The sequence below is a fragment of the Magnetospirillum fulvum genome, from assembly GCF_900108475.1.
In the GTDB taxonomy this organism is placed as follows: Bacteria; Pseudomonadota; Alphaproteobacteria; order Rhodospirillales; family Magnetospirillaceae; genus Phaeospirillum; species Phaeospirillum fulvum_A.
Map to the genome: position 1 here is coordinate 153595 of NZ_FNWO01000001.1, position 12700 is coordinate 166294.

Below are 12700 nucleotides of genomic sequence, written 5' to 3' on the forward strand. Positions count from 1 at the left end.
TCTCCTTAGTTTCCGATCCGCAACTTCGGCTTGCGCCCTGGTTGGACCGCGCTGCCCCGTCCGGACAGCGAGGGATAGGTCATGAAATAGCTGTGGGCGTTGAACGCCCCCACCCCGGCCCGGACACGCTGGAAAGTGCCGTCGGGCCGCAAGGTCCAGGATTGGGCCTGATCCTTGAGGTTGGCCATCATGATCTGTTCGAGGATCTGGGCATGAACGGTCGGGTTCTCGATCGGAACAAAGGTCTCGACCCGCCAATCCATATTGCGCGGCATCCAGTCGGCCGAGGAAATGAACACCTTGGCCTCGCGCGACGGCATCCGGTGACCGTTGCCGAAACAGACGATACGGGCGTGTTCGAGAAAACGCCCGACGATGCTTTTGACCCGGATCGTCTCGGACAGGCCGGGAATGCCGGGACGCAGGCAGCAGATGCCGCGAATCACCAGTTCGATCTTCACCCCGCCTTGCGAGGCGCGGTAGAGCGCATCGATCAATTGGGGATCGACCAGGGAGTTCATCTTGACCCAGATCGTCGCCGGACGACCAGCCTTGGCGTGGGCGATTTCGGCTTCGATCAGGTCGAGCAGGGTCTGGCGCAGATGCAGTGGCGCGATCACCAGCCGTTCGAGCTTTTCCGGCTTGGCATAGCCGGTCATGAAATTGAAGGTCCGCGAGGCGTCGCGGCACAACACCGGGTCGCAGGTGAAAAACGACAAATCGGTGTAAATCTTCGCGGTGATCGGATGATAGTTCCCGGTACCGAAATGGACGTAGGAGGTTAAATCTGGCCCTTCGCGCCGCACCACCAGGGATATCTTGGCGTGGGTCTTCAGTTCCATGAAGCCGAACACCACCTGGGCTCCGGCGCGTTCGAGATCGCGAGCCCAGCGGATATTGGCCTCTTCGTCGAAGCGAGCCTTCAGTTCGACCATGCAGGTCACCGATTTACCCGCCTCGGCCGCCTCGACCAACGCCTTGACGATCGGGCTATCGGCACTGGTGCGGTACAACGTCTGCTTGATCGCGACCACCTGGGGATCGCGCGCCGCCTGACGGATGAACTGGACCACCACGTCGAAGCTTTCGAACGGGTGATGGACGACGATGTCCTTTTTGCGGATCGCGGCAAAGCAATCGCCGCCAAAATCCCTTATTCGTTGCGGGAAACGGGCGTTATAGGGCGGGAACAGCAGATCGGGCCGCTCATCGACGATCAGCTTGCTGGTATCGACCAGCCCCAGCAGGCCGTCGATCTCGAACACGTCGGCCTCATCGACATTCATTTCGGCGATGACGAGACGACGCAAATCGTCGGGAATTCCGGCATTGAAGGTCAGGCGGATCACATTGCCGCGCCGACGCCGCTTCAGCGCGGATTCGAACACCCGGACCAGATCCTCGGCCTCTTCGTCGATCTCCATCTCGGAATCGCGGATGACCCGGAACAGACCCCACGATTCCATGCTAAAGCCGGGAAAGATGTGGTCGAGGAACAGCAGGACGAAATCCTCGATCGGCAGGAAACGGATCGCCTCGCCGGGCAGGCGGGTGAAGCGCTCGATCTGGCTGGGCAGCGGCAGCAGGGCGCGCAGAACCTCGCCATCGTCGAGCTTGCACAGATGCAGCACCAGGGCGAAACCGCCATTAGGCAGAAACGGAAACGGATGGGCCGGATCAATCGCCAGCGGAGTCAGCACCGGGAAGACATGATCCATGAACCGGCGTTCCAGCCACGCGACATCGCCGTCCGACAATTCGGCGCGGGCGATCACCGCCAGCCCGGCCTCGCGCAATTCGGCCTTCAAGGCGTGCCAGCCGTCCTTCTGCGCCTCCAGCAGCTTGACCGCTTCAAGGTTGATCGCGGCCAATTGCTGCGCCGGAGACAGGCCGTCCTGGCTGGGACTGATGATTCCGGCGCTGACCTGACCTTTGAGGCCAGCGACGCGGACCATATAGAACTCATCCAGATTTCCGGCCGAGATCGACAAGAAACGCAAGCGTTCGAGCAGGGGATGACGGCGGTTCAAGGCTTCGTCAATAACCCTGGCATTGAATGCCAGCCAGGAAAGCTCACGGTTGATGAAGCGGTCCTTCGAGTCGATGCCGATGGGGGGAAGATCGACTGACTGCGGAATTGTCACCACTGTTTCTCCGATCGAGTGGGGATGGTGTCCCCGCGATCTGTTATATATGCTCCTGCCAATCATGTCATGGCCGAGGCTGAGAGGACCATGCGAAAACTCTTCCTGCTCCGACACGCCAAATCGAGTTGGGACGATCCGGTTCTAACTGATTTCGACCGCCCGCTCAGCCGACGGGGCCGTGACGCGGCGGCCCGAATCGCCGCTTTTATCGAGCGAATCGGTCTTACGCCTAATCTGGCGCTGGTCTCGACCGCGCGGCGTACCCGCGAGACCTGGGACGTGCTGGCCGAGACGATCCCCGCCATTCCCACCTCGTTTGAACCCTGCCTCTACGCCGCCGGGCAAAGCGACCTGCTCCGGCGTTTGCAGAAGCTTGATCCTCCGCTCGAATCGGTGATCGTGGTCGGACACAATCCCGGCCTGGAGCGGCTGGCCGACTTCCTGGGCGGCGGACAAGGCGAGCCGGTGGCGCTCGACCGGATGGCGCGGAAATACCCGACCGGGGCCTTGGCCGAACTGACCCTCGACGTCCCCGGCTGGGACCAGTTGCAATGCGGCTGCGGCCGGATCACCCGCTTTACCCGCCCGGTCGATCTTGACGGCGAGGAAGACGACGATTGAGCAAACGATCTCCCTGCCGCCCTGTTCTACCCGCCATCGCAACCGTTCCGGTCTGCCCTCCCCTTTTCCAATCCATCATAGAAAAAAACGGCATTTTCTTTTTTTAAGTGTGTCTTGGCAGGCATGCACCTCCCTCGGGATCGCATCGCCCCGTACCCAAGCCATCGGGGATGTTCGCGGCCGACGCGATGTGCTAAGTCATTCGACCCGATTTGAAACAGGGACGTCACAATGGAGCGTTTGGTCGAGGGATTCCGGCATTTCCGCGCCACCTATTTCGAAGAGAACAGAACTCTGTTCGAAACTCTGGCCCAGGGCGGACAAAGGCCCAAAGTGCTGTTGATCGGCTGTTCGGATTCCCGGGTCGATCCCGGCCTGTTGTTCGGGACTCAACCGGGCGAGATGTTCGTCATCCGCAACGTTGCCAATCTGGTCCCGCCGTTCGAGACCACCGGCACCTATCACGGAACCTCGGCCGCGATCGAATTCGCCATCCGCAAGCTTGACGTCGAGCATACGGTGGTGCTGGGCCATGCCGGTTGCGGCGGCGTCCGCGCCCTGATCGAAGACGAGGTCGCCGACGGCACCAATTTCGTCCGTCCCTGGATGGGAATCGCCCAAGCCGCCCGCGACCGCTATCTCACCCTGGCCCACAGCGCGGGCGAGAACCGGAATTACGCCCGGCAGATGTGCGAACGGGAAACGGTGGCGATCTCGCTGGCCAATCTGATGACCTTTCCCTGGATTCGCGAACGGGTTGAGCAGGGCAAGCTGACCCTGCACGGCTGGTGGTTCGACGTCGAGAAAGGGCAATTGTGGAAGCTCGATTCCGAGACGAAGGCGTTTTTGCAAATCGCCTGAGCGGACGAAAAAAGGGGGCCTCGCGGCCCCCTATTCCTTGCCCTTTTCGCGCATCAGCCGCGCCTTGTCGCGGTTCCAGTCGCGTTCCTTGATCGCCTCGCGCTTGTCGTGCAGCTTTTTACCCTTGGCCAGCCCAAGCTGAACCTTGGCCAGCCCGCGCGGGCCGAAATGGATGTCGAGCGGAACCAGGGTCATCCCGTCCTTGGTGATCGCACCCATCAGCTTGGCCATTTCCCGCTTGTGCAGCAGCAGCTTGCGCGGCCGCCGCGTCTCATGCGGAAACGGCATCTTCGACTGATATTCGGGGATATAGGCGTTAAACAGATACAATTCGTCGTGCATCGGCCCGGCATAGGCTTCGTTGACGTTGCCCTTGCCAACCCGCAGCGACTTGATTTCGGTCCCGACCAGCATGATCCCGGCCTCAATCTCCGACACGATGAAGTAATCGTGGCGGGCGCGGCGGTTCTGGGCGGCGATATGACCGGGAAGCGACATCGCCGCGCTCAGATCAGGTCGAGGGAGCGCATCGCCGCCTCGACCTTGGCCCGGGCGGCGGGAGAGGCCGGCACCAGCGGCAGGCGGACGTCGGGCTCGCCCCGACCGAGCAGGCTGAAAGCATACTTCACCGGCACCGGATTACCCTCGCAGAACATCGCGTCATGCAGCGGCATCAGCCGGTCGCGGATCGCGAAACAGGTGGCGAGATCGCCCGCCGCCCAGGCGTTCTGCATTTGCGCACACAGGCCGGGCACGATGTTCGAAGTCACCGAGATGCAGCCGACGCCGCCTTGGGCGTTGAAAGCGGTGGCGGTGGCGTCCTCGCCCGACAATTGGCACAGCCGGTCGCCCAGCGCGGCACGGATTTGCAGCGGCCGGGCCAGATCGGCGGTGGCATCCTTGATGCCCACGATATTGGGGATTTCGGCCAGCCGGATAAAGGTCTCGACCGAGATGTTGACCACCGAGCGGCCGGGGATGTTGTAGACGACGATCGGAATATCGACCGCCTGGGCAATCGCCTCGAAATGGCGGAACAGCCCTTCCTGGCTCGGCTTGTTGTAATAAGGCGCCACCACCAGGGCGGCATCGGCTCCGGCGGCGCGGGCATGGCGGGTGAGGTCGATCGCCTCGTCGGTCGAGTTCGAGCCGGTTCCGGCGATCACCGGCACCCGGCCGCGGGCAACCTCGATGCACAATTCGACCACCCGGTGATGCTCGGTATGCGACAGAGTCGGCGATTCGCCGGTGGTGCCGCAGGGAACCAAAGCGTGGGTGCCTTGCTCGATCTGCCAGGCGACCAGATCCTGAAACGCCTTCTCATCCACCCGCCCCTGGCGGAATGGAGTGATGAGGGCGGTGATAGATCCTTTGAACATGGCAGACATCCGAATGACGATTGAAAACCGAGGCAAGGACATTAGCCCCAACCCGCCGCCGGGGCAACGGGGCAAGACGAGTGGCCCCTATCCTTCCCAGGAGATCGCGGCAGCCTCGCGCAGCACCGACTCGGCCGCCGGGCTGTAACCCCCGTCGTCCCGATGCAGCACGAGACCGGGCAAGAGGGCGAAGGGCGTGCGCGATCCCTTGCGCGCCGCGACGATCACCCGACCCGCCGCACGGCCGGGCTTGGGCCAGAGCGGCAGCACCCTCACCTCCCCCAGCCCCCGCCCGGCGAACGCGGCCAGCAATTCCTCCAGCCGGTCGGCGCGGTGGATCACCCACAGCCGCCCCTTGGGCGCCAACAGCCGGGCCGCCGCCTTGACCCAGGCCGCCAGATCGCCCGCGGACTCGACATGGGCCAGCGCCTTCGACCCTTCGGGCGGGGCGGTGCCACGACCGGGCGGCTGGAAGGGGGGATTGGTCATCACATGGGCGAAGCCGCCCCCCGTAAGTTCAGGCGGCGGCGACAGGGCCGACCCTTCGACGATCTTGAACCTGTCGGGCGGATGGCCGTTGGCGTCACCGTTGCGCCGGGCCAAATCGGCCATCCCGGCCTGGAGTTCCAGCCCGGTGACCCGCGCCAGCGGCTGGCGGGCCAGCAGACACAGCCCGGCCGCACCGACGCCGCAGCCGAGATCAAGCACCGTCTCGTCCGGTTCGACCGTCATTGCGGCGGCCAGAAAAACCGGGTCGATGGCGGCGCGATAGCCCTTCGCGGGCTGGCAAAGCCGCACCCTTCCGCCGATCAGACGGTCCTCGGTGACGCTCGCGAGTTCGTCGCCCGGCATTCCCCCTCCAAAAAACCCTTAACGCTCTGCGATGTAAGCTTGACCGACTTTCCGCCGCAACACTATGTTCGTCCCGCGATCCGGCATGGATCGGAGTGGGAGGAGTTTGGGTACCGTGGCGATTGAGGGCTCTCTCGACAATAAAAGCGACCGCGTGGCCAAAAGCCTGGACGGACTGTTAACTTTGGTCAAGGACGACCTTGAACAGGTCAACCGCACCATCGTCGATCACATGCACAGCCCGATTGCCCTGATTCCGCAGTTGGCCGGGCACATCATCGCGGCTGGCGGCAAACGGCTGCGCCCGGTGCTGACCCTGGCTTCGGCCAAGCTGGTCGGCTATGAGGGCGACCGGCATGTCAAGCTGGCGGCGGTGATCGAGCTGTTGCACACCGCGACCTTGCTGCATGACGACGTCGTCGATGAATCCGAGTTGCGGCGCGGACGGGCATCGGCCAACGCCTTGTTCGGCAATCAGCCGAGCGTGCTGGTCGGCGACTTCCTGTTCTCGCGCTCGTTCGAACTGATGGTCGAGGACGGCTCGCTGCGGGTGCTGGCGATTCTGTCGCGCGCCTCGGCGGTGATTGCCGAAGGCGAGGTGCTCCAGCTGATCACCGCCAACGACACCGAGACCACCGTCGAATCCTATCTTCAGGTGATCTGTTCGAAGACCGCCGCTTTGTTCGCCGCTGCCTGCCGCATCGGCGCGGTGGTGTCCGACCGCCCCTCGGCGGAAGAAGAGGCGCTGGCCGCTTATGGCCTCAGCCTCGGCATCGCCTTCCAGCTGATCGACGACGCGCTCGATTATTCCGCCCGCGAGGCCGAGTTGGGCAAGACCGTCGGCGACGATTTCCGCGAGGGCAAGATCACCCTGCCGGTCATCCACGCCTTCCATGCCGGCGACGACGAGGAAAAGGCGTTCTGGCGCCGCTGCCTCGAAAAGCTAGACCAGCAGGATGGCGATCTCGAACACGCCAACGCCCTGCTGGCCAAGCATGGCAGCGTCGAGGTTACCATTGCGCACGCCCGCCAGTATGGCGAGGACGCCCGCGCCGCCCTGGCGATCTTCCCCGATTGTGCGGCCCGTCAGGCGATGCTTGATGTCATCGATTTCTGTATCGAGCGGGCTTACTAAAGCCACGCGCATCGAACAGAGTAGATTAGAAAGAGAGCGGACTCCGTTGAGTCCGCTCTCTTTTTTTGTCAGGCGACCCGGCCGGTCCGGATCAGTTCGGCGAACCAGCGATAGCTGTCCTTCGGCGTCCGTTTCAGGGTGTCGTAATCGACCCGAACCAGACCGAACCGCTTCGACAGGCCGAACGCCCACTCGAAATTGTCGAGCAGCGACCACACCAGATAGCCTTTGACGTTACAACCGTCCTTCAGGGCGCGGGCAACCTCGGCGACGTGGTCCTTCAGGAAGGCGACCCGCTCGGAATCGTGGACCTGCCCGTCGGGCGAGACGACATCGTCATAGGCGGCCCCGTTCTCGGCGATAAACACCGCCGGGTTGCCGTACAAATTCTTGAATTCCTGCAACAGGTCGTACAGCCCGTCGGGCTGGACCGGCCAGCCCATCCCGGTCCAGCGGTCGCAATGGGCATTACCCCAGCCGACATCGAACGGACGGCCGGGTTCGTGGCGCATCGTCATCCGCGAATAATAATTGATCCCAAGCGAATCGATCGGGAAGCGGATCGTCTCCAGATCGCCGGGCTTGACGATCGGGGCCATCTGTTCGGCCAGCACGTCGGGAATGGCACCGCGCAGCACCCCGTCCAGCGCCACCCGGTTCCACACCGCGTCCCAGCGGATCGCGGCGGCGCGGTTCAACGGATCGTCGTTTTCGGGCCGGGCGGGTTGGAGGCTGATGACGGTGCCGACGCGCAGGTCCGACCGTTCGGCCCGCATCGCCCGGAACGCGGTTCCTTGGGCCAGATTCTGGTGATGAAGCACCTTGAGGATGCCCAGATCGCCCGCCCGCAGACCGGGAGCGTGCTCGGCGGTGCCATGACCGATGATCGCCACCACGTTCGGCTCGTTCAAGGTGAACCAATCCTTGACCCGGTCGCCCAGACGGGCGACGGCGATCCGGGCATAATCGGCGAAGGGAGCGACGATCTCGCGGCCCTGCCAGCCCCCGGCATCCTGAAGCGGCTGCGGCAGATCCCAATGATAGAGACAGGCCATCGGGCGAATCCCGGCGGCGAGAATCTTATCGACCAGACGGTCGTAGAACTCCAGCCCCTTGGGATTGATCGCGCCGGTTCCGGCGGGAACGATCCGTGGCCAGGCCAGCGAGAAGCGATAGGCGGAAAAGCCAGCCTGCTTCATCAGGGCGATATCTTCGGCATAGCGGTGATAATGGTCGCAGGCGATCCGGGCCGAACTGCCGTCGAGGATATGGCCCTGGGCGGTGAAGGTGTCCCAGATCGAAGGGCCGCGACCATCGGTCTCGGTTGCGCCCTCGATCTGATAGGCCGCGCTGGACGCGCCCCAGAAGAAATCCTTGGGGAACTGACGGGCAGGCGCGGCTTCGGTGGGTCTGGCGATACTCATGGCGGCAAATCCGGCGAGGAACTGACGACGATTCGGCTTCATGGTCACACCGTGGGGCGCTGGTGAAAGCCGGGCCCCGCCGGAGCTTCGGCGGGCTCGACCAAGAGGCGCGAGACGCGGGCGGCGGGAGGCCCGATCCGACAGGCGGCGACCATCGCCTCAACCGTTGCGGCCGGGCCGGAGAACAGGGCTTCGACCGAACCGTCAGAGCGGTTACGGACCCAGCCGGACAGGGCGGAGGCCGTGGCCCGCTCCACCGTCCAACCCCGGAACCAGACGCCCTGGACCCGGCCTTCGATCAGCACCCGAACGCTTTTCGTCTCCGTCATGACGACGATTAAAGCATGGCCGCGCCCGGGTGACTAGGTCCTGTCCCCATAACCCTCGCGCGTCGCGACCGTGACGTTTATGGGGACAGGACCTAAAGCCAGCCCAGCAGTTTCCACCACAGAAAATCGAGCGGCAGCAGCACCACCACGCTGATCAGAGCCAGCAGCAGGCACAGATCGCGAGCGGGCTTCAACCGCTCGCCGCCCAGATGCATCGCCACCACCAGGGGCGCGGATTCATAGGGCAGGATCGGGTTCGAGAAGCCGAGAACCTGGCTCATCAGCACCGCCTCGACCGGCCATCCCGACGCCTCGGCGAGATGGGCGGTCATCGGGGTCAGCACCGCCGGGACGCCGGGCAACGTCGTCGCCAGCCCCAGCAGGGTCGATAGCGCGGCCAGACCGGCGAAATTGCCGACATCGTTGCCGGGCGAGAGCGGCAGCAGGGTCAAAATCGCCTCGGCCAGCCGCACCCCCAGCCCCGACGAGCCGACCAGCGCGCCCAGCCCCATGATCCCGGCGACATAGAACATCGAGCCGTAATTGACCTTCTCGCTGAAATCCTTGCGGTCAACCAGTCCGATCCCCGGCAGCAGCAGCAGCACCGCCGCCGCCATGCTGACCCAGGCCGGGCTGACATGGTGGAGGAAGTCGGTCGCCCACAAGGCCAGCGCCAGCGCCAGCAGCGCCGACAGACGAATCTCGGCTTTGCTCATCGGCCGGGATACGCCTTCCGCCGCCGCACTCTGCGGCCGGGGCGTGTCGGGCCACAGCCGGACGATCAGAACCACCATGATCGCCGTCTTCAACAGGCCGAGAACCGGGAAATGGAGTAGCAGATACTCGCCATAGCTGGGGCTGGCATAGCCCAGCGTCTCGGCCGAGCCGACCAGAACCAGATTGGGCAGATTGGCGGGCAGAATCGAAAAGGTCGGCACATGGCAGCCGAACGCGGCGGCAAGCACCACCCCGATATGCCCGTTCGATCCGGGGGTGAACCCGGCGCGCGACGCCAGCCCCAGGGCAATCGGCATCAGCAGGATGGCGCGGCCCATCGAGGAGGGCAGCAAAAAGCCCAGCGCCACTCCGATCAGGGTGGTTCCGGCGATGACGCCCCAATAGGTCGAGCCGAAGGCGACACTGAGGCGGGTGGCGATCCGTTCGCCCAACCCGGTCGTGCGGACGGCGACCCCCATCACCAAACCGCCGAACACCAGCCACAAGGCAGCGGATTCAAAGCCGCCGAACACCACCTGGGGCGGGGCGACCTTCAACAGCATCGCGGCGGTAAAGAAGATCACCGCCGTCACCGGTTCCGGCACCGCCCCGGTCGCCCACAGGCCGATACAGGCCACCGCCAGCGCCAGGGCGGCACTTTCACCGCCGGGCAGCGGGCGAACGATCAGGATCGCCAGACCGGCAGCCAGGGCCAGCCAAGCAAGAGCCTGAGACGGCGTCAGGCGGGGCAAGGAGAGAGAGGGGGACATCGGCCTCGTCCTTAATGTTTCATGTTACGTGTTACGGTAAACTCGTTTGCGCCGGACGGCAAGCTCGGGCAGGATCGAGGGCGCGCTTTCCCGCGCCTGACGGATACGAGCATGATGAAGACCGCGACGATAAAACGCACCAATCTGGCCGAACAGGCCTATCAGGCGATCCGCGACGAATTGTTGACGGGGGATCGCTTTCTGCCCGGCGACAAGATCAGCGTCGAGGATCTGTCGCGTCAGTTGGGGGTCAGCCGGTCGCCGGTCTGGGCGGCGATCGCCCGGCTGGAAGCCGAGGGGATGGTCGAGGTGCGGCCGCGTCAGGGGGTGTTCTTCGTCGGCTTCGACATCGACCGGCTGCGGGAAATCTTTGTCGTGCGCGAGGTGCTGGAGGGCGCGGCGGCCCGGCTGGCGGCGGAACGGGCGACGGCGGACGAGATTATCGAACTGCGGCTGTCGATCGAGCGCCAGCGCGCTTTTATCCAGGCCGGGGCAATCGAGCTTTACACCAATGAAGCCAACCTGTTCCACACTCGCCTGACCGAATTGGGCGGCAACGCCACCCTGACCGGATTGGTGGCGCAATTATGGACCCGGATCACCGCGATGTGCCTACGCCGCAACCGCAAAGGCGGCGATTTCGACGAACGCACCGACGAGCATGTCGCGATGGTCGAAGCGTTGGCGCGGCGCGATGGCGACGCCGCCGAAGCGATCACGCGGGGCCATATCCGCCGTCTTGCCGACTCGATGCGGGCCGCAGATCTTACCTAAACGATCACCCGCAAGAGATTGATAAATAAGACAGACCCCTCCCCGTTCCCTCGGATCGGGTTCCAAGGGCTGTGCCCTTGGCGGGCGTGGGCGGAGCCCACCTCTTTCTTTAAAAATCAGCCGATTAGAACAAAGTCGTCTGACGCTTATCCCCGTCTCCCTTCCGGCGCGGGCGGGGAGACGGCGGCGGCGACGCAGGCGGCGGTTCGCCCCCGGCGGTGACGGCGATGGAACCGTCGGCGAACTCGACCGACAAGGCGGCTCCCGGCGCGACGATCGCGGCGGACAGAACCGGCTGACCCGCCGCATCGCGCACCATCGCATAGCCGCGCTCCAGCACCTTGCGATAGGAATAGCTGTCGAGCAGCTTGCCCGAGGTCTCGACTTTCATCGCCCGGTCGGCCAACAGGCGATTGATCGCCTCGCCCAGACGACGGCCGCTCTGGTCGAGGCGCAGACCGCCTTTTTCCAGCCCGGCCAGTTCGGCGGCGCGGACACTTTTCCAGGCATGGTCAAGCCGGGTCGCCAACACGGTGAGGCGATGGCTTTCCTCGGCCAGCCGCTCGCGCGGATGGCGCAGCCGGGAGGCCAAGCGGTCAAGCTCGGCGGTGCGGCGGGCGAGCAGATTGGGCAAGGCGTTGCGCAGCCGCTCGGCGCGGTCGTCAAGGCGGATCGTCCCGTCTTCGATCAGGCGGCGGGGGTGGGGCAGCGCCCGGAAGGTCTGGGTCAGCCTCTGCCGGGCATCCTCCAGCCTGCGCTGGGTCGCACCGACCATCCGCCCGTTCAGCTCGGCGACAGTCGCCACCAGTTCGGCCCGGACCGGCACCGCCTTTTCGGCGGCGGCGGTGGGGGTGGGGGCGCGCAGGCTGGCAGCAAAGTCGATCAGGGTGGTGTCGGTCTCGTGCCCGACCGCCGAAATCAGCGGGATCAGCGAGGCGGCGGCGGCACGCACCACCTCCTCTTCGTTGAAGGCCATCAGATCTTCGAGCGAGCCGCCGCCGCGAGCGACGATCAGCACGTCGGGGCGCGGCACCGGCCCACCTTCGGGCAGGGCGTTGAAGCCGCGAATGGCGGCGGCAATCTGAGCCGCCGCGCCTTCGCCCTGCACCGCCACCGGCCACAGCAGCACCCGGCGGGGAAAGCGTTCGGCGAGACGGTGGAGAATGTCGCGGATCACCGCCCCGGTCGGCGACGTCACGACGCCGATGACGCGAGGCAGAAACGGGATCGGCCGCTTGCGCTCGCTGGCGAACAGACCTTCGGCAGCCAGACGCTTGCGGCGGTCCTCCAGCAGCTTCAGCAACGCCCCCTGCCCGGCCAGTTCCATCCGCTCGACCACCATCTGGTATTTCGAGCGGCCGGGATAGGTGGTCAGCCGCCCGGTGGCGATCACCTCCATCCCGTCCTCGGGCGCCAGCCCCAGCCGCGCCGCCTGCCCACGCCAGCAGACCGCGTCCAGCACCGCCTCGGCATCTTTGAGGGCGAAGTACAGATGGCCGGAGGAATGGCGCTTGAAGCCGGAAATCTCTCCCCGCACCCGGACGAAGGAGAAGGTCTCCTCGACCGTGCGGCGCAGGGTGTCGGCAATCTCGCTGACGGTGTATTCCGGCACGTTACCGGCGGAACGGGGCTCGGCGGGGGGGGCGGTCTCGGTCATGGCCGCAGTTTGACCGAAGCGCCGCCCGCGTGCA

General features: G+C 64.9%; 12 protein-coding genes. 4 read left to right on the forward strand and 8 right to left on the reverse strand.

The window, feature by feature from the left end:
* Positions 1 to 5 precede the first annotated feature (5 nt).
* On the reverse strand, positions 6 to 2144 hold the full coding sequence (locus BLW40_RS00655) for an RNA degradosome polyphosphate kinase (RefSeq protein WP_074765040.1): 2139 nt from the start codon (positions 2142 to 2144) through the stop codon (positions 6 to 8).
* Positions 2145 to 2234: 90 nt separating this feature from the next.
* Between BLW40_RS00655 and BLW40_RS00660 the strand changes: the two genes are divergently transcribed.
* The gene (locus BLW40_RS00660; protein ID WP_074765042.1) at positions 2235 to 2768 is read left to right on the forward strand and encodes a SixA phosphatase family protein; all 534 of its coding nucleotides are present in this window, start codon (positions 2235 to 2237) and stop codon (positions 2766 to 2768) included.
* Between the two features lie 231 nt (positions 2769 to 2999).
* A complete protein-coding gene (locus tag BLW40_RS00665) occupies positions 3000 to 3629 on the forward strand; it encodes a carbonic anhydrase (protein ID WP_074764528.1) in 630 nt (209 codons plus the stop codon).
* A 30-nt stretch (positions 3630 to 3659) separates the two neighbouring features.
* Here the strand turns inward: BLW40_RS00665 and smpB are convergent, their stop codons facing one another.
* The 3 genes from smpB to BLW40_RS00680 form a co-directional block, all read right to left on the reverse strand.
* Positions 3660 to 4127: an SsrA-binding protein SmpB gene (gene smpB / locus BLW40_RS00670; RefSeq protein ID WP_021130498.1), complete on the reverse strand. Its 468-nt coding sequence runs from the start codon at positions 4125 to 4127 to the stop codon at positions 3660 to 3662.
* 8 nt (positions 4128 to 4135) lie between these two features.
* The gene (gene dapA, locus BLW40_RS00675; protein WP_074764530.1) at positions 4136 to 5008 is read right to left on the reverse strand and encodes a 4-hydroxy-tetrahydrodipicolinate synthase; all 873 of its coding nucleotides are present in this window, start codon (positions 5006 to 5008) and stop codon (positions 4136 to 4138) included.
* Between the two features lie 87 nt (positions 5009 to 5095).
* The gene (locus BLW40_RS00680; RefSeq protein WP_074764532.1) at positions 5096 to 5860 is read right to left on the reverse strand and encodes a tRNA1(Val) (adenine(37)-N6)-methyltransferase; all 765 of its coding nucleotides are present in this window, start codon (positions 5858 to 5860) and stop codon (positions 5096 to 5098) included.
* A gap of 115 nt (positions 5861 to 5975) precedes the next feature.
* On the opposite strand from BLW40_RS00680, the gene BLW40_RS00685 reads away from it, so the two are divergent.
* On the forward strand, positions 5976 to 6995 hold the full coding sequence (locus BLW40_RS00685; RefSeq protein WP_074764534.1) for a polyprenyl synthetase family protein: 1020 nt from the start codon (positions 5976 to 5978) through the stop codon (positions 6993 to 6995).
* Between the two features lie 68 nt (positions 6996 to 7063).
* Here BLW40_RS00685 and BLW40_RS00690 read toward each other — a convergent pair whose 3' ends face one another.
* From BLW40_RS00690 to BLW40_RS00700, 3 genes are all read right to left on the reverse strand, one after another.
* Entirely contained in the window at positions 7064 to 8419 is a 1356-nt protein-coding gene (locus BLW40_RS00690; RefSeq protein WP_083386580.1) for a GH1 family beta-glucosidase, read from the reverse strand.
* Positions 8420 to 8463: 44 nt separating this feature from the next.
* Positions 8464 to 8748 carry an acylphosphatase gene (locus tag BLW40_RS00695; RefSeq protein ID WP_074764538.1) on the reverse strand — a complete coding sequence of 95 codons (285 nt, stop codon included), beginning with the start codon at positions 8746 to 8748 and terminating at the stop codon, positions 8464 to 8466.
* A gap of 92 nt (positions 8749 to 8840) precedes the next feature.
* Entirely contained in the window at positions 8841 to 10235 is a 1395-nt protein-coding gene (locus tag BLW40_RS00700; RefSeq protein WP_074764540.1) for an SLC13 family permease, read from the reverse strand.
* 111 nt (positions 10236 to 10346) lie between these two features.
* On the opposite strand from BLW40_RS00700, the gene BLW40_RS00705 reads away from it, so the two are divergent.
* Complete coding sequence (locus tag BLW40_RS00705) at positions 10347 to 11009, forward strand: GntR family transcriptional regulator (RefSeq protein ID WP_244511006.1); 663 nt, start codon at positions 10347 to 10349, stop codon at positions 11007 to 11009.
* 124 nt (positions 11010 to 11133) lie between these two features.
* On the opposite strand, the gene xseA is transcribed toward BLW40_RS00705, so the two are convergent.
* Positions 11134 to 12666 carry an exodeoxyribonuclease VII large subunit gene (gene xseA, locus BLW40_RS00710; RefSeq protein ID WP_074765045.1) on the reverse strand — a complete coding sequence of 511 codons (1533 nt, stop codon included), beginning with the start codon at positions 12664 to 12666 and terminating at the stop codon, positions 11134 to 11136.
* Positions 12667 to 12700 lie beyond the last annotated feature (34 nt).